16 protein-coding genes are annotated in these 20,534 nt (G+C 43.8%); 2 read left to right on the top strand and 14 right to left on the bottom strand.

The annotated features are described in order from the left end of the window. Positions 1-86 precede the first annotated feature (86 nt). Positions 87-1,613, top strand: a complete 1,527-nt coding sequence (locus QH73_RS01295) for a glycoside hydrolase family protein (protein ID WP_039714930.1) — start codon at positions 87-89, stop codon at positions 1,611-1,613. A 166-nt stretch (positions 1,614-1,779) separates the two neighbouring features. After that, the gene (locus QH73_RS01290) at positions 1,780-2,850 is read left to right on the top strand and encodes a glycosyltransferase family 4 protein (protein ID WP_039714929.1); all 1,071 of its coding nucleotides are present in this window, start codon (positions 1,780-1,782) and stop codon (positions 2,848-2,850) included. A 169-nt stretch (positions 2,851-3,019) separates the two neighbouring features. Here the strand turns inward: QH73_RS01290 and QH73_RS01285 are convergent, their stop codons facing one another. From QH73_RS01285 to QH73_RS01220, 14 genes are all read right to left on the bottom strand, one after another. Continuing rightward, on the bottom strand, positions 3,020-4,456 hold the full coding sequence (locus QH73_RS01285) for an O-antigen ligase family protein (RefSeq protein ID WP_039714928.1): 1,437 nt from the start codon (positions 4,454-4,456) through the stop codon (positions 3,020-3,022). Between the two features lie 86 nt (positions 4,457-4,542). Continuing rightward, entirely contained in the window at positions 4,543-5,499 is a 957-nt protein-coding gene (locus QH73_RS01280) for a glycosyltransferase family 2 protein (RefSeq protein ID WP_039714927.1), read from the bottom strand. A gap of 27 nt (positions 5,500-5,526) precedes the next feature. Next, positions 5,527-6,507, bottom strand: coding sequence for a glycosyltransferase family 2 protein (locus tag QH73_RS01275; RefSeq protein ID WP_039714926.1), 981 nt, complete (start codon positions 6,505-6,507; stop codon positions 5,527-5,529). A 16-nt stretch (positions 6,508-6,523) separates the two neighbouring features. Beyond that, complete coding sequence (locus QH73_RS01270) at positions 6,524-7,645, bottom strand: hypothetical protein (protein ID WP_039714925.1); 1,122 nt, start codon at positions 7,643-7,645, stop codon at positions 6,524-6,526. 105 nt (positions 7,646-7,750) lie between these two features. Then, entirely contained in the window at positions 7,751-9,076 is a 1,326-nt protein-coding gene (locus QH73_RS01265; RefSeq protein ID WP_039714924.1) for a lipopolysaccharide biosynthesis protein, read from the bottom strand. A gap of 314 nt (positions 9,077-9,390) precedes the next feature. After that, positions 9,391-10,221 (bottom strand): heterocyst development glycosyltransferase HepC, encoded by an 831-nt coding sequence (gene hepC / locus QH73_RS01260; protein WP_132866470.1) that lies wholly within the window; start codon positions 10,219-10,221, stop codon positions 9,391-9,393. Positions 10,222-10,667: 446 nt separating this feature from the next. Beyond that, positions 10,668-11,843 (bottom strand): glycosyltransferase family 4 protein, encoded by a 1,176-nt coding sequence (locus QH73_RS01255; RefSeq protein WP_052289950.1) that lies wholly within the window; start codon positions 11,841-11,843, stop codon positions 10,668-10,670. Positions 11,844-12,789: 946 nt separating this feature from the next. After that, on the bottom strand, positions 12,790-13,989 hold the full coding sequence (locus QH73_RS01250; RefSeq protein ID WP_052289949.1) for a glycosyltransferase: 1,200 nt from the start codon (positions 13,987-13,989) through the stop codon (positions 12,790-12,792). 167 nt (positions 13,990-14,156) lie between these two features. Then, on the bottom strand, positions 14,157-14,933 hold the full coding sequence (locus QH73_RS01245; protein ID WP_039714922.1) for a PIG-L deacetylase family protein: 777 nt from the start codon (positions 14,931-14,933) through the stop codon (positions 14,157-14,159). Between the two features lie 152 nt (positions 14,934-15,085). Beyond that, complete coding sequence (locus QH73_RS01240) at positions 15,086-16,090, bottom strand: NAD-dependent epimerase/dehydratase family protein (RefSeq protein WP_039714921.1); 1,005 nt, start codon at positions 16,088-16,090, stop codon at positions 15,086-15,088. Between the two features lie 30 nt (positions 16,091-16,120). Beyond that, on the bottom strand, positions 16,121-17,479 hold the full coding sequence (locus tag QH73_RS01235) for a DUF4910 domain-containing protein (protein ID WP_039714920.1): 1,359 nt from the start codon (positions 17,477-17,479) through the stop codon (positions 16,121-16,123). A 215-nt stretch (positions 17,480-17,694) separates the two neighbouring features. Further along, positions 17,695-18,507 carry a nucleotidyltransferase family protein gene (locus tag QH73_RS01230; RefSeq protein WP_039714919.1) on the bottom strand — a complete coding sequence of 271 codons (813 nt, stop codon included), beginning with the start codon at positions 18,505-18,507 and terminating at the stop codon, positions 17,695-17,697. Positions 18,508-18,626: 119 nt separating this feature from the next. Next, a complete protein-coding gene (gene rfbC / locus QH73_RS01225; protein WP_039714918.1) occupies positions 18,627-19,169 on the bottom strand; it encodes a dTDP-4-dehydrorhamnose 3,5-epimerase in 543 nt (180 codons plus the stop codon). Positions 19,170-19,185: 16 nt separating this feature from the next. Then, complete coding sequence (locus QH73_RS01220; protein WP_039714917.1) at positions 19,186-20,460, bottom strand: class I SAM-dependent methyltransferase; 1,275 nt, start codon at positions 20,458-20,460, stop codon at positions 19,186-19,188. Positions 20,461-20,534 lie beyond the last annotated feature (74 nt).

The raw sequence follows: 20,534 nt of genomic DNA, 5'->3' as shown, positions 1-20,534 counted from the left end.
TCACGGGTAAGTTATTATTTATGATGTTATCGTGACAGCAAACAAAAATCTCAAATCGATTGCATAATAGCGCGACACTAATCGAAATGTTGAAGAGATCTAAAAAAAATTCGACTAAGTCTAAACAACCTGCTCGTCATCGCTTGGGATTTAAGCTTTTATTGAGTGTCATTACTGGGTTAATTATTTTTAGTTTAATTTCTATTTATCTAATCCCAAATTTATTCTCTGTCACATCTAATAAACCTCCAGCGCGATCGCCCAGCGCTAGTATCAGAGCTACTCCCAGCGGTCCATATCTGGGAATTAATAACGGTACTGGCTATAACACCGATCCAGCATATGTGGCGCGATCGATTAAACATACGAAGGATCTAGGCTTAGGCTTAGTTCGTATGGGCATGGATGGTGTTGGCGGTAAGACAGAAGGCTCGTCCTTCGATTGGTTTGCCAGAGATATCGCCGTGCAGCAGTATCTCGATGCAGGGCTGAAAATTCATACAGTTGTATCTCCTCGATTGGGAGTCGAGCGCGACAGTAACTACGAGCAATGGCAGGCGAACTTCAATTATTTCGTTCGCAATGTCATGACACATTACCAAGGTAAAATTTTTTATTATATTATTGACAATGAACCAGAATTAGACTACGGCAATGGCAAGATGTCAGCGCAAGAGTGCGTAGACATGACTCAGATTGCCTTTAAAGCTGCTAGAGCCATTGACCCGAGAATTAAGATCGAATCACCCCCAATTTCAGGAATTGAATCCCATATCCTAGATGAAATGCTCGATCGCGGCATCGATCAGGTGAGCGATTACATTGGTTTACATGCCTATGGCGGACAAATTGCCGACAATCGTTTCGGGCATCCTTGGCGATCGCTAGAAGCACGCGGCATCAGAAAACCGCTTGCCATCAGCGAAGCCGGAGTCATTTCAAGCTGGTGTCCTGGTTCGGCGGCTCAAAAAGAAAACTGTCGTCGTCGGTGGTTTGCCATCTTCGGGCAACAGCTCAAAAGATTCGGTTATGACAACGCCATACTATTCGATCTTGACGGTCATGATGAGTGGGCGATCGCCCCAAACTTTAAGCCCACCACGACGTATCAGAGAATCAAAAGTATGCGTCTGAATCAACCGCTTGCCAACAAAGGTTTTGAGTCGGCTAACAATCCTGAAACTGAGTGGGTACATTTCGGTGCTGGCGACATCGGCGATATGGGACCTTTGCCTTACGTAACTTTTGTGCGTAACGATGCCCGTGGAGCGCATCAAGGTAGGGGTTACGTCAAATTAGATGGTACCGCAGCGGGTACGCCAGTCCGAATCCGACGAGTTGCCGGTCAGCTGCCACCAGGCAAAAATGTGGCGATCGGTGCTTGGGCATATGTCCACGGCAATGCCAAGGCAACGCTCAAAATTCTCGGCTATGACGATCGCGACGGAGATGCAGAGATGTCAAAAACTGCCACCAAGAAAAATGGTTGGGAATATTTAGAAATCACCTTACCCATCTCCAGAGACTGGGCAGTCGTAGAGTTAGGAACCACGGGAACTGGAAAAAAAGGAGATTACGTGAAGTGGGATGATGTGACTCTCCGCACGTCCTAAGCTCGCCCCAGCAAATACTCAAAAACCAGTCAAATCGCAGCTACTATGGGGAAGGATTTATTTGCTTCTGGTTTATGCATCAATAACCTTCACTGTTTCAAGCTCGTTCGTGCATATGGCACGCATTCATAACTTATCTGACATTGTAGGAATTGTAGGGATATAAATGCACGTACTGCATATTTTGAATCACGTGCTAGAAGCTGGTAACGGCATAGTTAACGTAGCAGTAGACTTAGCGTGTCTGCAAGCACAGGCTGGTTGCAAAGTGGGTGTAGCTTCTGCTGGGGGAGGCTATGAGAAGTTACTCATGCAACATGGTGTCAAGCACTTCAAACTAGACCAGACGAGAAAACCTATCGAGTTGATCGAAGCTGCTAGAGGTTATCGAGCCATTGTCAAAGAGTTTGACCCCGACATCGTTCATGCCCATATGATGACGGGAGTTGTCTTAGCAAGTACTTTGAGATTTCAGTCGAAATACGCTCTCGTATCGACGGTGCATAACGAATTTCAGCGTAGTGCCGTTTTGATGGGTTTGGCAGATCGCGTCATTGCAGTCAGCAAGGCTGTGGCAGACTCTATGGTACGGCGTGGGATTCCAGAGCAAAAACTGCGGGTGATATCCAACGGTACGCTAGGTAGCCCTCGGACTTGCCAACTCAAAGAGTGCGTCCCCGTAACTCTAAAACACCCAGCGATCGTAACTGTGGCGGGAATGTACAAACGCAAGGGGATTGCAGAGTTAATTGCTGCCTTTGCCCAAATTGCTGTTGATTTTCCTACAGCTCATCTTTACTTAGTTGGGGATGGTCCCGATCGCGAACTATTTGAAGTTCAAGCACGGAACACGCCTGTGAGCGATCGCATCCACTTCGAGCGGTTTCAACCACAACCGCAACGCTATTTAATGGCTGCTGACATTTTCGTATTGGCTTCCCACCGCGATCCCTCTCCTTTGGTGATTCCAGAAGCGCGGGAAGCAGGATGTGCTATTGTTGCCACTCACGTCGATGGCATTCCTGAAGCTTTGGACGGTGGGAAGGCAGGCATCTTAGTCCCAGTAGCAGATAGTCATGCTTTAGCAGCTGCTCTGACTCAATTACTGAACGAGCCGCCAATTCTCCACGCTTGGAAAGACAAAGCACGACAGAATATAGAACGTCTGACGGCGACTAGAGTTCATCAAGAAACCCTAGCAGTCTATGACGAACTTGCCATGCGTGAAGATAGTTGACAGTTATCAGTTATCAGTTATCAGTGAAGAATGGGAGTGGGGTGTGTGGGGAAAATTCGGAATTCGCAAACGCGGAATTCCGAATTAATCGATCGCTAATCGCCAATCGCTGGTAACAGGTCACTGATAACTGTTCACTGTTCACTGATAACTGTTCACTGATAACTGTTCACTGCTCCCTGCTCCCTGCCATATTCGTTGACTGCAACCACTTCTGTTGCTGGTAGTAGTTACGTGCTGCCAAACACATAGCCACAAAGCACCAAAAAACCATACCCGCGAGCGAAACTATGGTATTTCCCAGTGGCATTTGAACTAGAACGCCAATACTAATGGCACGGGCAGCACTAGCAAAAGAGTCCAGCCGCAGTTCGGAATTTTGCAGCAGCGTATAGATAATGAGAACGATGCCCCCCAAGTAGGGGATCGCACCAAACCAACCCAGGGTGAAGAACAAATCGAGAACACCACTGTCGAGGATAACTTGTTCTAACTGACCTTCACTGTTAGTGGCGTACATCCCTCCCAACCCTTGACCCAGAAAATCAGATAGGGCAAGATTGAGCTGTTGCTCGTAGGTAGCAGCGCGATCGTTAGCACTGGTATCTTTTTGAATCTCTGAAAAGGACTGCAAGCGAGTATTAATGACTTCTGAGAAAGGCTCGATCGTTGCCAATGGGATCACGCACACAGACATCACTAAGATGGAAATAATTAATCGTCGCTGTAGGCGTGCTTTCATAGAAGTCAGCAAGGTGATAAGTGCCACTAGCCACCCGCCCCATGCCGCTCTGACTGCCGATAGCAGAAAAGCCAAATACCCCCCTACAGAAGCAGGGATACGCAAAGTTCCTTTCGTGTTAAATAACAACACCAGACCCGCCATCATTGCCACGGCAAAAGGAAAGGGCGAATGCATGGTACTAAACACGCGAATGCCAAGTGGTTCTGGTCTGCCATTTGTCACCAATTCTGTTTCAATAATCCAGAACCGATCCCACATTGGTGCAACTAAGTATTGCACGACACCATAGACACCGGAAACTAGCACGCCCCAAAGGAAAGTTTGCTGAATTGTCTTACTGAGTTTGGGATAATCTCGCCAATTGATAAATAGATGGAAGCCAAACAGAATTGGTGTGAACCAGTCCAGGCTCGCTCGCGTTGCTGCCATAGGCGAATTTTTCACCAATCCGATTAGAAAACCATAGAGTACGGCGACAAAAGCCAAGATCAAGGGTAAGCCGCCTTGACGATATGCTTTAGGTAAATAGCGGATGAGAGTAATCCCGCTCAACAGCGAGACGAGAAAAGGCGTTACCAACATCAAACGCTGCGCATCCCAGCCGCTCTTAAAATCGACAATGCGGGCAAGCAACGGCGTAAGAAACCAAATCCACCAAGTAAAGCTGACGTAAAAGACAGGATAGCGAAAATAGAGAAACGCACCCACAACAAAAGCGCTCAGTGGGACAGCATAGCGCGCGATCCCGCTAGCAGCAACTAAGCACAGTGCTGTAATCAATACAAATCCGATAATTGCCATCCAAGCTGGCGCTGGTTGCAATCCAAAAGCAGGAGTTGAAAGTGTTTGCTTAGAGTTCACCTAGTAGCATCTCCATGATGACAGCATTTAAACCAAGGCAGATTTCTCAATCGATAATTCCGAATTCCGCGCTTCCGAATTCCGAATTACAAATGCTGCGCCCATACCTCTGAGGAGCGATCGCGATTGCTCCAAGTTAACCAAGCTTGCCAGCGCCCGTGCATGGAGGCAAGCCACTTTTGCCACGCCAATTTTCCTTGACTCGGCAAGAACCGCAATAACTGTACTAAACCCCAGGCATCTCGCGTTCCTACTAAAAGCGCCCAGATCGCGAAGGCTATTCGCCGGATAGGGCTTAAGTGTTCCAGCAAAGATAAGGTTTCATTATATGTCATGTTGCTGAAAGCAATTGCATTAAACTGGTTGCGCCGATCTTCATCAAACCGCTGCCCGAGGTAGTGATCGACGACAATTGCGGGATCGTAAATCAGCTTCCAGCCAGCCCGTTTTAGAGTTAGACACAACATCAATTCGTGATGTACCTGCGCCCCCGTACCCCGCATCCGCTCGTCAAAGCGGATATGAGCGATCGCCGAACGCCGATAACTGGAGTTTACCCCTTTAAGTATGTCAACTTCACGGGCATTTCCCACACCAAGATGGTGGTTGCCAATCGCCCGTCCAAACCATTGCAATCGACCGACTATGTGGGATTGACCTTCGACGAGCTGCACCCCGTAGTGCATTCGATCGCGTCCGCCAACACCACCCACTTTCTCATCTGCTAAATAGTGAGCTTCTATCCGCTCCAACCAATCGGCATGAGGTGCGGCATCGTCATCGGTAATGGCAATAATCTCTCCTTTTGCTACATCAACGCCTGCATTCATGGCTGCTACTACCCCCGGGACGCTCACCTTAACAGTGCGCAATGGTAAAGCATGAGGGTCTAATCCTGCTAGTAGTTGCCAAGTTTCCGTATCGCTATCGCGGACGACCACCAGCACCTCATCCGCCGGTCGAGCTTGCTGTTGTAAAGCCACTAAACAGCGTGCCAAGTCTTGCGAACGGCGATAAGTAGGTATCAAAACAGAAATCATCATGACTTGCTAACTCCACGACTCACCAGATTAAACTTTTAATAGCTTGACGATTGACCCAGGCGTAAAGCTCAGGGTCAGTGCAGCTACAGTACGCAAGTTGAGTTGGTATTGGATTGCTTTCCAGAAATGGGGGCGTGCTGCCGCAATTTGTCCAGACCGCATCAGACCAATTCCCAAAGTCGTGTGAGATTGTGCTAGTTTGGCTCTAAAATACGGGCGAAAATGTTGTAAACGCTCGTCTGCTATGAATTGCTCGTAACAAAAGATTCCTGCTTTACCCGTGCGAATCTTCGCCTGCACGTTTTTTTTGCCGCTGATTTGCGTCTCTGATTGGGGGTGAATGCGGTAGCGCGTCAATCTTTCGGGATAGTAGTAAGCACCCTTACCAGATCGACAAGCAAGATATGCCAAGTAGAGATCCCAAAACAATCCCACTTCCAGCGGGATGCTATCCCAATCGATCGCATCTCTACGGATGACAGTTGCTAGGGCGATGAATACGGACTGATCGACCACACTCAACTCGTAAAAAGGTTGATAAATTCCTTCTTTCAGCCGCGATCGCTGCCAATACCGCGTATTTTCCTCAGTTTTTAGATAATCGATTTTATCCTCTGAGTCAATCACGTAATGATCGCAAAAAGCGACAACTAATTCTGGATTAGCATCGAGATACGGTACGAGTTTTGCTAAATAATCTTCATTCCACAGATCGTCATCATTTAAACTCGCAACATACTTGCCTTTTGCTTCTTTAAATGCACTCGTGACATTTAATGCAATGCCTAAGTTCTGTGGATTGCGACGTAACCGAATCCGGGGATCTTGAAACTCGTCAATAATTGCTTGAGGATTTTCAGGACTGCAATCGTCAGATACAATTACTTCGATGTTCCGATATGTTTGGCTTACCGCACTCGCGATCGCTTTTCTTAAATATTCTGGGCGGTTGTAGGTAGGAATAATAACACTAACTAACGATTCTGGCGCTGTTATATTGGTAGACATAGCTGGTTATTAATTATTATAATTTCTCGCTGACTGTATTCAGAAAGCGTAACGTTGTAGGTACGGGGCTGTAATTTTCTAGCGCCCACTGTCTGCCTTCAATAGATATCTTTTCTAGAATTTCTGGTTCGCTGGCTATTCTATCCACAGCTAGTTTGATATTGCTCAAATCGATCCCAATGTAGTGTCGCCAGTTTTCTGGCATTACCGGGATAATAAAACCGTACTTGTCAAAATCCTCGCGCACGCTGACACATCCTGCTGCAAGGGACTCCCAGTAACGCCAGTTATCCCAATCTGTAATTCGATTTGATTTCCACTCCAATTTGCTGAGAATTTTTTTGAGCAAACGACTTGTTGCCGTAGCAGGATCGCGAGGTACAGGAGTGACAAAAAAGCCACCAAAACAGGCGCAAGCAGCGTAATCTTTTAAACTTTGAAAATAACCTGGCGAATGTCTTCTGCCTGTTTGCGACCAATGCATGTAGTGATAAGGCTCTGTAGAAAAGTTATCCAGACCTTCAATGACATTATTAACTGGTAGAGCTGCATCGATTTGAGGCAGCAGTTCTTTACGAACTATTCGCCTGACAGAGTGCTTGATTTTATGCGGTTCTCTAAAATTAACTAGCAATTGTCTTTTTCTTGCCTGGATCGGTGGAATGTTTTCTAATTCTCTCAACATCCGGCTGGATATTCCCTGCGCCCAAGGGCGAACATTGTCGGGATATTTGAAGTAACGATTACAACAAACTTTAAAAATAAAATCAAATTGGCGAAACTCAGGGTTGTAAGCGTGCGTTTTACTACCATCATCGCTGTCTAGATAGACAGTAATATATTTTCGATTGGGATGAAATAAATGTTGTGGAAAAGGCTTATTTGCCACTCGAAACCAGTCTTGATTGAGGACAACAATCGAGCAGTCATCTGGTGTAATTTCAGGGTCGTGGCGAAACAAGTACTCTTCTGTATCTGGAGCTAGCCGCCAATAGTTGACATTGGCATAAGCATCTATTCCTAAAGCTTTTAATCCATCACCCAAGCAAATCATCGTGTGGGGATAGCCTGTTTTTTCAGGAGTATCCGGTGGAATGCAATAAAAATAGACTTTGCCACTAAAATTGGTCGATTGCATTCAGATGCCTCCAGTTATGCAACTTATCTCTTGTCGAGGGTCTTTTACTAAGCATAATTTATACCTTATAATCGGTCGCGATCGCGGGAATGATTTGAGCCATCCTCACTGATGTAAAAATACCTGCCGTAAAAAATCTATATCTTTTCTAGTCGCAATCAAACCAGGAGGACGTACTTTCAAGAGTAGTGGGTAGCCAGCAAGCAAGCAAACTAGGCGAAAGACAGTCGAAATTAACAATGACCAGCCCGCACCTTCTAATCCGTAGATGGGAATGAGTATTAACAAAAGGGGTACAGTCACCAACACGCTGATTGCTTCTACAACCGTTAGCGCTCCCGGTCTACCTACAGCCATAAAAGCCTGAGCCAAAACCCAAGCTGCGCCTCCAATCGCAATCTCTGCGCTGAGAATGCGAAAAACACCAACAGCCTCGACAAATTTGTCACCATAAAGCAATTGAATCAAAAAAGGAATTGGGATTGAAACCGCTAGGGCAACGACTACAGTGACAGCCGTACTGACACGGACTGCTCGTCCAGTTAAAGCCACTACCTCTTCAATCGGACGTGCGGCAATTTTGGGTAGCAAGACGGTAATCGTCGAACTGTGGAATAAACCAAGCATTCGAGAGACACTCAAAGCTAGCGTATACAGACCCATCGAAGCAGGAGATAGCATAGTCACCACTAATGCTTGATCGATCTTCTCAGCTAGAGTTCCTAGTAAGTTCATGCCATAAGCACGAATGCCGTAACCGACTAACAATCGATAGGCACTGCCTAACCCTTTCCAACGGGGGCGAAAGCGCTGCCATAAATATCTCCACATCCAGAAAAACAGAGGCAATCCAGGTACGCTGTAGGCTAGAGCGGCAGTCAAAGGACTTAGCTGCGCGGTCGATGCCAACACGCCCAAAATAGCTAGAGTAAATAACGGTTGTAGGGAACGAAGTTGATTGACAACGGTAAACTTTTGGTTTGCTTCTAGGATTGAGAAAAAAATTTCTGTCAAAAGGACGATCGGAGCTAAAATCATGTACCATTGGGCAAAGCGAATCACATCTGCCGAGTACTGTGGAAGAAACCGTGGCATGAATACGATGCCGATCGTCATGGCAAATAGACCCAGTACCGCGCTCAATCCAAGAGCTGCTGAAAAAAGTTCCGATTCTTTCTCTGGATGACGCTTGAAGTTGTATTGTATGGCAGCTGGTAAACCCAACATTAAGAGGTAAGCTAAAAACTGGGGCCAAAGGGCGATCGCATTATATTCACCTCTTCCTTGCGGCTCCAAGGCTCTAGATGTAATGATTCCAGTCCCCATGTTGGCGGCTAGCACGAGTATCCTTGCCATGACTGTCTGCAAAGTTGCAGCAGTAGAGCTTCGTCCGTTCAAAACCCACTGAACTCGACTTCTGATTGCTTTCATTTACCAAACTCCAAACCATCGGTACTCGATACTCGATCTGGGTTTATGGCTTGCTGTTGAAGCGATCGGTATTGCAGCTCAGAATAGGATTTTCCCATCCTAGCTGGTTCAATCCATCTGAATGTATCTATTCTCATGTTGCTATTGGAGTTTAGTTTTCTAACTGCGCTAGCTGCTAGCTAGTAGCTAACAGATCGAAATTGTAGATGAACTGAAAATTCAGTTATGTATTTTCTGACAACACCTCAATCAAAAATTGCCAAATCAAAAACTGCTAAACAAACAACTATTGGTGCTTAGTGCTGGTACTTTACTCACACCGAGTGCAATTTTTCTATGCTGCGTTCGGACTGTGGTTCTTGGTGTCGCGTTTCTAAAAGCGGCTTTTTGTCAAGTGGTTTTTTGTCTAAACTTAGCCTTACTACCTGCTCCAGAGTCAGATCGCGTCGTTCGACAATCCCGATCTCTCCTCGCAAAGCATTGAATAGCTTCGGCAGTCTATCGAAATGATATCTACGCAGCCATCGATCCAAATCTTCGAGTTGAGAGCGTCCGTAACGCTCCAGCAGATTTTTTGACTCGTGCTGTGCATCGTTGTCTCGTCGTTTAGAATTGGCTGTTGCGATTAATTGAAATTTGTATAGTCTGAATAGCTTACCTTGCTGGCTCACGTACCACTGCCGATCGCAGGTGAATGGGTTTGGCGATCGCCAGCAGGATATACAAAGCAATGCGAGTAGCACGGGACTGAGCAATAAAATTAACAGAGCCGCGATCGCTCGGTTGAGGAACTCCTGCAATTTTCCACCAAACACATTGCGTTGCTTGGCTCTTTTCAGTTGAGCTGGTAAGCGCACAAATGCTGTTTTGTTTGCCTGAGCGCACGCCTCAGCCCATAGTTCGATCTCTGCCTCCCCAAGTGCAGGATCGAGGCAAACTCCCTTTAACGATGACAGCTTTAAACGATCTACCAACCATGCCTGACTGTCAAGCACGGAATGATACATTTTTCTTGTTGTTGATGCTAAATTGACAACTAGATATTGTTGTCGCCACCTCAGTTTGTAGCGCAAAATTTGATTAGCTTGGCGCTCTCGCTCGATAGTAGAGCTATTAGGCATAGTTCCAGCTTTAGATGTTGACATGTAACGGCTATGGTGTTTCAATTCCCCAAGCAGGGATGAGTCCAGAATTAAATGCAAATTGGCATCTCTAATAGAGATATTTATTTGCTTACAGGTGAACTGACTTACAAATCAATCCGTCCAAGTATTTTCAAGAGTATGACCTCAACTTGTGTAAAATGGCAATTAAAAAGTTTTAGATTTGTATGTCTTAAATAAAGATGACAAGTTGGACTTACGTGATTTCGGAAATGATTGAGCAAATTTATACTTATGTTATGCAAAATCCCCTAAAACAACCACGATATTAGCCAGCTTTCACTGTTTCTTTACAGTCAATACTCGAACTATATAAAACTTTTATAAAAAATATATAAAGCCTACGCAGTACCACTAATCCTTTCGATTAGCAAGGACTAACTTTCCTAGAACAGGACTTAAAAATTTGAGGTTGAATAATTGGCACATTATCTTAACAAGACTTGGCGCACTTGTAATACGATCTTCTGCCAATCAAAATGAGTTGCAGCATATTGCCGACAAGCATCTCTAGAAGGTAACGAACTTGGATCGGTCAGTAATTCTGCCAATCTCCGAGCGATCGCAGTTGCCTCGCTTGTATCAGCAATTAATTCTGGTGAAAAGGGAGCTAAAATTTCTGGCATTCCGCCTATAGGAGTGCATAACACGGGAGTACCGCAAGCAAGAGATTCTAAAACTGTTAAACCAAAACCTTCCAATGATTGGCTGGGCATGACACAAAGATCTGCTGCTTGGTAAGCGATCGGTAATTGCTCGTCTGGTAAAAAACCTAGAAATTTTACGTGTTCTTGCAGTTCCATCTCTGCCACTTGTTGTTCTAAAACTGGTTTGAGCGGTCCTTTACCAGCTATAGCCAACCAGACATCAGGAATTTTTGGCTTAATTTGTGCCAGGGCTTGCAGTAACTTGTCTAAACCCATGCGGTGAACTAAGCGACGGGGCGCGAATAGAATCAATCGGTCTGAAGGAAAGTTTAAATGAGTCCGAGCTTGTTGCCGCGATAAGTTGGGCTGGAAGCGTTGTAAGTCAACCCCACCTGGAATGACATTAATTTTGTGCCACGGAACTTGATATGTTTGATGCAAAATCTCGCCAAAGGCACGGCTGAGAACGATAAAGCGATCGCAACGACGATAAACCGTTTTTTCTACCAAGTGCTGTTTTAGCAACACGCTCAGTTGACCGCCGCCTTCCTGAGCGCTTTCTAATGCCCAAGGACCGTGGAAAGTGAAGGTTATTGGTACGCCCTTCGGTAAACTCTGCAATAACGGCAAACTGTACAGAGCAAAATTCAGGTTAATTGCGTCTGGCTGCTGCAATTGCCGCTCGGCAAAGTTACAACGAGTTGACCATAATCGCTGCCAGAGGGGACGGTCGGGTGCAGCTAAATTGACTAACTCTACTGCTGAGTTATCTAGTATTGGCAAACCCAGACCATATAGGGTAACGCGATCGCCTGCCGCAGCTAGATGATGCGTTAGTTCGTATACGTAGCGGTCTAGTCCTCCTGGCGCGTGCGGAAACCACCCCATACCAACGCAGTCAATACGTGCAGGTGTAGCTACAGAGTTATCTTGTTTTGGCAAACGATCTGATATCATCTAAGCCCATGACCAAATTAACAATTAACATTACGCTCTAGCGAGAGCCTTTACGCCTGCTGCCGTCACTTTTCGGCACTTACAAGCTAGTGTGGCGCAATCCAACCTAGCATGGGAAAACTTAGCATTGTCAACCAAAGCTAATGAGTCATTTGCATGTCATGTTTCTTGAGAGAGCGAGATGTTTCTTACTTGAGAAATTATGTAACCGATGTTGCTTACGGGCGCACCAAGCTTCGGAATTGGCGATCGCGTCAAGCAAGTCAGCATTCATAGTCAATTTCAGCCTCTCAATCGGTATAAAGTCGGTATAAGCGGATTATACAGATGCGATTGCCCATCTCTCTAGCGCAAAATTCTCAGGTATAATCCCATTCTCCTTCGCAATATAGCAGATGCCTGAAATAAAATCGAAGAATTTTTCCATATTCTCCAAAGTTACTCTGCTCAAAACAATTGCTCCTGAGAAGAACAAGAATCTCGATTGCTTAATATGACAGATGTTCTAGAAAAGACCAGCATTAACTACACAACCATAAATCAATTACGAATCGCTCACCAATTTTAATTGTATGACAATCCGTTTACCTCTTCACAAAGTCGTAGTTTTTCTCGGTAAGATAGGGTGCATCTAAAGTCTAGCTATTTTGCCCTTGAGATTTTTGCGCTCGCGATGAGCATGAGTTATGTCAGTTATACAAACTCTATAACTATCCTCACTGCAAAAATCGCCCGCTTATGCCGTCTAAAATGACAACCTACGATCGCTTGGGAAATTTTCGATTTATTGAGAATTATTTGCTATTTCAACGTGGTTCGGCTTCCTCACTCAAACATAAGCCTTTGGCGTAACGCATCCTACGTAGATTTCAAAAATTTAATCTGAGTCCTATATTATTTCAATACCTTGAAAGCTAGTTGAAATAGAGCAAGTAGCAGTTTCCAACTAATTTAAATCCTTTGTTTTTCCAAAAATATCAATAATTTCTGTTATCACCCTACGATATTCCTGAGAGTACTTCTCCCGTGTATGATTTGCCCTCACAAATTCCCACGATCGCCGTGCCATTGCCTTTAAGTCGGCTGGAGGTAGACTAGAGATTTTCTGAATCTCTTTTTTAATTTCTGCTATGGAAGCTTCTTTTAAAATCACTCCATAATCATCTTTGACATCTACACTAGCTTCGTAAGTCACAATTGGGATTAAACCAGCGTGCATACAGGTAATTACACAACCGCCACCACCCTCAGAACACGAAGGATAAATAATGCCGAGACAAGAATTAGCAATTTTTACAAAGTCAGTACTACTAACATCGATCCATCCATAAGTATGAATGTTAGGAGTGTGATAAAGTTCTTGATAAAAGGCTTTTTCAAAATCTAGCTCTTTGCTCACTGGACCGCAAATAGTTAAGTGGTAATCTGGCATTTCTGCAAAAGCTTCTAAAACCAGATCTAACCCTTTATGAACTGCTCCATTACTACCAAACCATAAAAACCGCTTGCTGCTGGTAGCAAAATCTTTTTCTTCTGGAAACGGGTAAAGTTCAGTTGTCGAAATTGGCACGCGATATATCGGTTTGCGAGCATATTTAAAGGTATTAATCGTAAATTCATTTCCTAAAACAATAGTACAGTCTGCGTACTCAACTCCTTTATTCGGTAGCTCAAACCTGTTATTGCGTAAAGTTACACCTCTTCTTTGTTGCAAGGCATATAATCGATTGCATTCCGCCGCATTATGAAATATGATATGGGCTGTATCGGCGTACAAAATTCTGATACAGTCCCGATCGAGTAATGGAGCTAATCTTTCTAAATTGTGCCGACTATCGAGTACGATAGAATATTTTTTTTTGGGTATGAATAAATCGTTAAATAGGGTAATAACGTCAACGCAATAACCTAAATCTAACAAGATTTTTACCATCTCCACAGTTTCCCAATGATGGGTGTGCTTATTGCAAACTGCTTCAGAAGATTTGGCGAGAAATGGATCGAGGTTATATGAAATTAGAGCGTTTCCTTTGGCAATGCCTTCTGGCTTGAAAGAAGCAACTTTAATACGATTAATTCGACCTCTAATTTTACCAACAATAAAATTGAAGTAGTACCCTAGACGATGCAAAAAATTAGCAATCATGACTGTTCTGTTGCTATCTATACTTAGATATCTATACATTTGAACTTTGTTTTTAACTAAAAACAAAGTTGTTATTTTAGTTTACTGCGAACATTCAGGCTACTATTTTAATTTACCGCGAACATTATCTGTTCTTAATAACTTGTAACTGTAAAGTCGAAATGACTTTATTCTTTGAAGAATAATTCGTATGGCGAAAAAAACCGTTGTAAGAAACCACGACTGAGACCGGGAATCTGTGATTGATAAGTTTCTATAGCTTGATGTTTTCGATCGCGAACGGAATTAATCGATAGTCGATAAGCGCCGTCGAGATCTCTCCCTTGAAGTTGAAATGACAGAGGATTTTGCCAGAAGATCCAAATGGGATATTGTAGTAGCTCTATCTGCATTCCAGACTGGGCGATCGCCGTACGGACTAGATCGTAAGTTGCTTCGTGATCGGCGTGAAAATCTTTGCGATGAGGAACGTACACTTCCCCTGGTGCAGTTTGTTGTAACAATTGAACGATCTGCTCGACTAAGTTTTGGCGTGATTCACCGATCGAGTTCGCCAAAGTGCCGTCGATTTGGTCGAGAAAAATAATCTCTGAATCCGCAACTCCAAGAGCATTAAGCGCAATTATGGCTTCTTTTTTACGGAAGTTAATAACTTCTGTTGTTTCCTTGCGATCGAGGAAACCATAGCGTCCGTCAGTCATAAACACCACTTTCACTGGGATTCCCTGCTGGCGTTTGAGGGCGATCGCGCCACCACAGCCTAAAGTTTCATCATCTTGGTGAGGCGCAAAAACGATCGCCGATTTCTGGCTAAGCGTTAGAGGTTTGCTTTTCCCCACCACAATCCATAAAAACAACAAATAAGAAGTTAGATTTCTTAGGTGCAAGCCGACGATAACTTTTATTCTGTTGATGATTTCTTGTACTCTTTGCTTACTAGTCATATTTTTTATTAACCATATTTATCAATCGCTTGTTTCAAACTCAGAATTACAACTATTACAACTTGTACGCGCTATAACTAATTAAGACTAAAGCAATTGGCATAAATTTATCATTGGACAAATTAGTCCAAAAGCATAAAACTAAGAACGCTTTAAGTACGCTCAGCTTTTAACTGCTGACGAAACCAATTAACTGTAGAAACTAAACCTGCTTCTAAAGACATTTTAGGCTGCCAGCCTAATTTATCTGAAGTCAAAGCTATGTTTGCTACTCGCACTTTTTCTACTGGTCGGTCGGGTAAAGCACCAAATAAAGGTTCTATTTGTGGGTTAATTATTTGCGTCAGTTGTTCTACCAGCGAACGAATAGAAACTAAATTGCCCGACCCCAGATCGAAGGTATGTCCTTCAACCCCAGGTACTCTTGCTGCCGCTAGCATACCGTCGATCACATCATCAACGTAAATCCAGTCAACTTCTCGCCTACCACTGGCTAGTTTGGGAGCTTCGCCTTGAAGTAGAGATAGGGTAACGGCAGGAATAATTTTATGAATGGGTTGCCTGGGTCCGTAGGTCATAAACGGACGTACGAGAACGACAGGTGTTTGGTAGAGATGGTGAAACATGCGGCTGTAAGCGACACTAGCCCACTTAGCAGCAGAATAGGGTGAAATTGGCGCAATTTCACCTTGTTTTGGTTCTGGTTCCTCTAACGATCCGATCGTGACGACGCGATCGCACTGCCTTTGAGTCGCAACTGTCAAGATATTGACAGTACTCACTACTAAGCTGTGAAATGTGGGCAATACCAACTCTAAACCAGCAACACCAGTAATCAGTCCAGATAAATGAAAGACAATCTGGGGTTGAATTTTCTGAAATAGGTTTTGCACGACTTCCACATCTTCCACATTGCCTTGCCACCAATACAGCAACTCATTGTCTGTCGTGCGTTCTGTGCGAGAAATAGCATGAACTTCCGCACCATTTTGACATAGGCGATCGCACAAATGAGAACCCAAAAATCCACTCGCACCTGTAACTAAAACTCTCTTTCCCGCTAATTCCGCCAGCGCATCACTCATTTTAACTTCAACTATTTGGGCAATAGATTCATCTTCTTTGTCATAGTCTAGATCGTAGTCAGATTGACTCATCTATATATAGGTGTATTTTACGAGAATTCTTTATGCTTTCATAGCTGGTTCTGGCTTAGCTTTCAACAGCTCGCAGCCTGCTAGAGCGTCTGCTGCTTGCTTAATGACATCAAAACTGAGTTGCGATCGCTCGGCTATGTCCAATAAACTATATTCGCCATCCGATAAATTGAGAACCCATAACAAAGCTAGCTCATTCACTTGTTCTTCTGCATGACCGCCTACAGCTCTGTACAGTCCTCTTTTACCCAGGCGTGGTTCGCATTTAGGATTTTGATTTAAGTAAGTGCGATTATTTTCTAATAAGTGCAAAATCGACAAAAATTTGGCAAAGGAGTCCCCTAAATACTCAGGTTGCACGAAGCTCAAATTATCTGCGGAAGTATGATATTCAGAATACTGACCGTGGGAGGATCGCATGAAGCAACCTACAGCCAAATTAAACCCGGGAGAACAATATTGCCGTTCGTCATAGCCGTAGGGAAAAAAGTCAATAACTTGATATTCCGAGCCAGAGTGTTGCATGACGTGGATTGCAGCTCGATCTATCTGCGTGTCACCCCGACGACTTCTTTTATAAGTATATTTTCCTGCGTCACCTACACCAGTAACAACTAAGCCGTGAGCAATTTTATTGACATTTTGCTCGTTTAAAGCTAGCCAAGTCACGGAACCAATTGTACCTGGAATAAACAGAAATCTATAAGAGTATCTTCGTTGCTGAATCTGACCGAGATGTTTGGCTAACAATGTAGCTAACGATATACCGGAAAGATTATCGTTACATAAAGATGGATGGCAAGTATGGCAGGAAATTAAAATTTCTTCTCGCGTTTCGCCTGGTAAATAATATTCGCCATAGGTCAAATATCCAGTTTCTAAACTCGAATCAATACAAACTTCATACTCTTCATCTGCTAGCGATAACAACTGTGCGTGACTTAAGCAAAAGCCCCAGGTTTCTTTATAGTACGAAGTTCGATATGGTATGCGATCGGGATATTCTGGGAGCGTATGTAGATGTGCTTTTAATTCAGATAAGGTGACGGTTTTATGTACGGGAACGCTATAGTTCACGACGTGCAAATTGCATTTCTGAAAATCTACAATCCTCTCTCCTTTTGAATTTTTAATATATCCATCTTTAATATTCCACTCTTTTGGTATAGTCCAGTCAAAAACTTCTGTACCTGTAGGAATTTCTGCTATTTCTAAAGGAATATGTTCTTGAATAATTTTTAGGGTTTCTCGGACTCCATTACCCGTAATACTACGACAAATTGGATATAATCGAGATATCATTTGATAAATTTGTCGTCCTATATCGTCTGAGTTGAGAGATTTCCTTAAATAAGATAAGTTATGAATACTCGGACTAACTTGAATCATAATTTTACTCCTACAACAAGTTTGTTACTAATTTTATATAGGTAATCAAAGTTATTTTAACAGGTTCTGCAAATCAAAACTATGTTCGACCAAAAGTAGAAAATTAATCGAAATCGGATGATTCAATCTATTTTAGAAACTTAAGATATTTATCTGGGATTTGAGAGCCGAATTGAACGAATAATACTTGAGGAGCTTTTCATCAATTTCAAACGCTACATTTTCTCAGATGTTAAGTAACGTATGGCTCGCTGTAAATCTGCTGGAGTACCGATATCTAAGTACGGTTGGCGATCGCACATTTCTGCTTCTACTTGCAAGCCAGCATCAATTGCCGCTTGAAAAACATCTCCAATCGGAACTTCGCGGGGTGGAGACGAACTATTGTGACGCTCTGTTTCTAACTCAGCGACAAACTGATGGAGAAACTCTGTAAAACTTGGTTTCCAGACAGCAGCACACCAGCTGTATTGCAAGTCACTTTGGGCAGGTTTTTCAATAATTTGCCTTACCCATCCTCGATCGTCGAAGTCAACCATACCACCTTTGTGCGAATGCTCAAGCGGTAGCAAGTTGATTGTTACATCTGCATTGCCAGCATAAAGCCTTGTCAGTAAACGCTTGTATGTATCATCTGGTTGAAAGAGAATATCGGGAAACCCGATCGCGATCGCTGCATCTTTAACAAAAGGATACGCGCGATCGAGGGTATATGGCACGCCAAAGGGTAAACCTACTACCAGATAGCCTAGATCCAAACCTACGATGTCGCCGTCGCCAAAATAGGCAGGAATATCCCATTTTCCAGGGCGTAGGAGAAAGAAAGCCTTTCGAATCCCTGCCATTTGCATCTTGTCTAGTAAATAGTGAGATACAACTTTGGGACGCAGGCTACCATCTGCTTGAGAGCGAAAGCCAATCGGATACAATTCCTTGCTACAAGGCAAGGGAGAAATGCGCGTTGCTTGTCCCCCTGCTGGTAACAGTCCGATGACTTCCTGCTGTGGATTGTAGTTATAAGTTGCCATTTACAGTTATCAGTTGTCAGTTATCAGTTGTCAGCATCCCCTTACCTCTTAACCAACTACCAACTACCAACTACCAACTACCAATTGCGAGTACCCACGACTCACTTTCGGTAGGGTTGCTATTTAATTAAAACCGTTTCCAGCAAATCCCATTCCAGATCTTTGCGAGAAATTTCGCTCACTGGTAGCTGCCACTGAATATCCAAAATCGGATCGTTGTAGCGCAACCCCCGCTCGTATCCAGGCGCATAAGACTTATTCATCTGGTACGCTATCTCTGTATTATCGTCAAGAGTTTGATAGCCGTGAGCGAACATTTCTGGAATGTATAGCGCCCTGTGATTATCAGCAGTCAACTCCACACAGATATGAGATAGGTATGTGGGAGAATCGGGGCGCAGATCGACAATACAATCGTAGATTGCTCCTTGAGTGCAGCGAACTAACTTTGCCTCTGTTGCTGGAGCCGCTTGGTAATGCATTCCTCGCAGCGTACCTTTTTTATGGTTGAAGGCAATGCTGCACTGGACGTTAGTAATTTCTAAGCCAAGCGCAGCAAATTCGCGATCGCAAAAAGTCCGCGCAAAAAACCCCCGACTATCTTCTTTTCGCTCTATGTCAATGATGTACGCTCCTTGGAGCGCCGTTTCAGTAAAAAGCATAGGCTCGCTCGTGGCATTAGCTAGCTATAGTAGACAAAACCTGTTGCTGAATTGCCGGATAAACTCGTACTTCTGGAATCGGCACGACGAACTGTCCACCCCATTCAGCGATATATGCCATTTGGGTCATAATCTCTTCTTTCAAATTCCAAGGTAAAATCAACACGTAATCGGGCTGTGTTTCGCGGATTTTATCTGGATGCAGAATTGGAATATGAGTTCCAGGTAGGAACAACCCTTGTTTGTAAGGACTGCGATCTACAGTGTAGTCGATGAAATCTTTGCCCACACCGCAGTAATTCAGTAGAGTATTGCCTTTAGCTGGCGCACCGTAGGCGGCGATCGTCTTTCCTTGAGATTTAGCTTCGATCAGAAATTTCAGTAGCTTGCGCTTGGTTGCTTTAACTTGTTCGCCAAATGTCAAGTAAGTTTCAATATCTTCCAACCCAGCAGCCGCTTCTTTTGCCTTCAATTGCTTGACGCGGTTGCTAACTGCTGGCTCTACTGCATCGCTATGCTTGCCGTAAATTCGTAAAGAACCGCCATGCGTCGGGAGTTCTTCGACATCAAACAACGTTAAACCGTGCGCGGCAAACATTTTCTCTACTGTAATGAAGGAGTAGTAAGAAAAATGCTCGTGATAAATCGTGTCAAACTGATTTTGCTGCATTAGTTGCAGTAAGTGCGGAAATTCCATTGTCAAGATGCCATTTGGCTTCAAGACAATTTTCATGCCACCGATAAAGTCATTCACATCGGGGACGTGAGCCAGAACGTTATTGCCTAACAATAAGTCTGCCGATTTTCCTTCTGCAACCATTTCTTTAGCCGTGTTTACGCCAAAGAATTTTACCCAAGTTGGAATTCCTTTTTCAGCTGCCGCTTTAGCGGTGTTTGCCGCTGGTTCTACTCCTAGTACTGGAATGCCTTTTTGATGAAAATATTGCAGCAAGTAACCGTCGTTGCTAGCAATTTCGACAACTTGGCTAGCTGCATTAAATTTGAATCTTTCTACCATCAATTCAGTATAAGCTTTGGCATGTCTGAGCCAGCTTTCGGAGTAAGAAGAAAAATAAGCATAGTCGCCGTCGCCAAAAATATGTTCTGGAGATTCAAATTCCTCTAACTGTACCAGAAGACAGCGATCGCAGACGTATGTGTGGAGTGGATAAAACTTCTCGGCGCGATTCAAGTGTTCTGAAGTTAAATTATCATTTGCTATAGGTGACATACCTAAATTTGCAAAGGTATATCGCAGTTCGTTACCACAAAAACGACACTTTTTACTCACTATCCGATTTCTCCTACGATTTAAAGCTAAATTACAAAATAAATTCCACTCAAAGAGTGGAAACTGAAGTTTGA

The sequence above is a fragment of the Scytonema millei VB511283 genome (assembly GCF_000817735.3).
Taxonomy (GTDB): Bacteria; Cyanobacteriota; Cyanobacteriia; order Cyanobacteriales; family Chroococcidiopsidaceae; genus Chroococcidiopsis; species Chroococcidiopsis millei_B.
Note: the sequence above shows the minus strand (reverse complement) of the source record. Positions and strands in the feature narration are given on the sequence as shown.

Coding starts and splice junctions, on each gene's coding strand:
- QH73_RS01295 (WP_039714930.1), top strand. CDS start 87: ATGTTGAAGAGATCTAAAAAAAATTCGACTAAGTCTAAACAACCTGCT.
- QH73_RS01290 (WP_039714929.1), top strand. CDS start 1,780: ATGCACGTACTGCATATTTTGAATCACGTGCTAGAAGCTGGTAACGGC.
- QH73_RS01280 (WP_039714927.1), bottom strand. CDS start 5,499: ATGATGATTTCTGTTTTGATACCTACTTATCGCCGTTCGCAAGACTTG.
- QH73_RS01275 (WP_039714926.1), bottom strand. CDS start 6,507: ATGTCTACCAATATAACAGCGCCAGAATCGTTAGTTAGTGTTATTATT.
- QH73_RS01270 (WP_039714925.1), bottom strand. CDS start 7,645: ATGCAATCGACCAATTTTAGTGGCAAAGTCTATTTTTATTGCATTCCA.
- QH73_RS01265 (WP_039714924.1), bottom strand. CDS start 9,076: ATGAAAGCAATCAGAAGTCGAGTTCAGTGGGTTTTGAACGGACGAAGC.
- hepC (WP_132866470.1), bottom strand. CDS start 10,221: ATGTCAACATCTAAAGCTGGAACTATGCCTAATAGCTCTACTATCGAG.
- QH73_RS01255 (WP_052289950.1), bottom strand. CDS start 11,843: ATGATATCAGATCGTTTGCCAAAACAAGATAACTCTGTAGCTACACCT.
- QH73_RS01250 (WP_052289949.1), bottom strand. CDS start 13,989: ATGATTGCTAATTTTTTGCATCGTCTAGGGTACTACTTCAATTTTATT.
- QH73_RS01245 (WP_039714922.1), bottom strand. CDS start 14,933: ATGACTAGTAAGCAAAGAGTACAAGAAATCATCAACAGAATAAAAGTT.
- QH73_RS01240 (WP_039714921.1), bottom strand. CDS start 16,090: ATGAGTCAATCTGACTACGATCTAGACTATGACAAAGAAGATGAATCT.
- QH73_RS01235 (WP_039714920.1), bottom strand. CDS start 17,479: ATGATTCAAGTTAGTCCGAGTATTCATAACTTATCTTATTTAAGGAAA.
- QH73_RS01230 (WP_039714919.1), bottom strand. CDS start 18,507: ATGGCAACTTATAACTACAATCCACAGCAGGAAGTCATCGGACTGTTA.
- rfbC (WP_039714918.1), bottom strand. CDS start 19,169: ATGCTTTTTACTGAAACGGCGCTCCAAGGAGCGTACATCATTGACATA.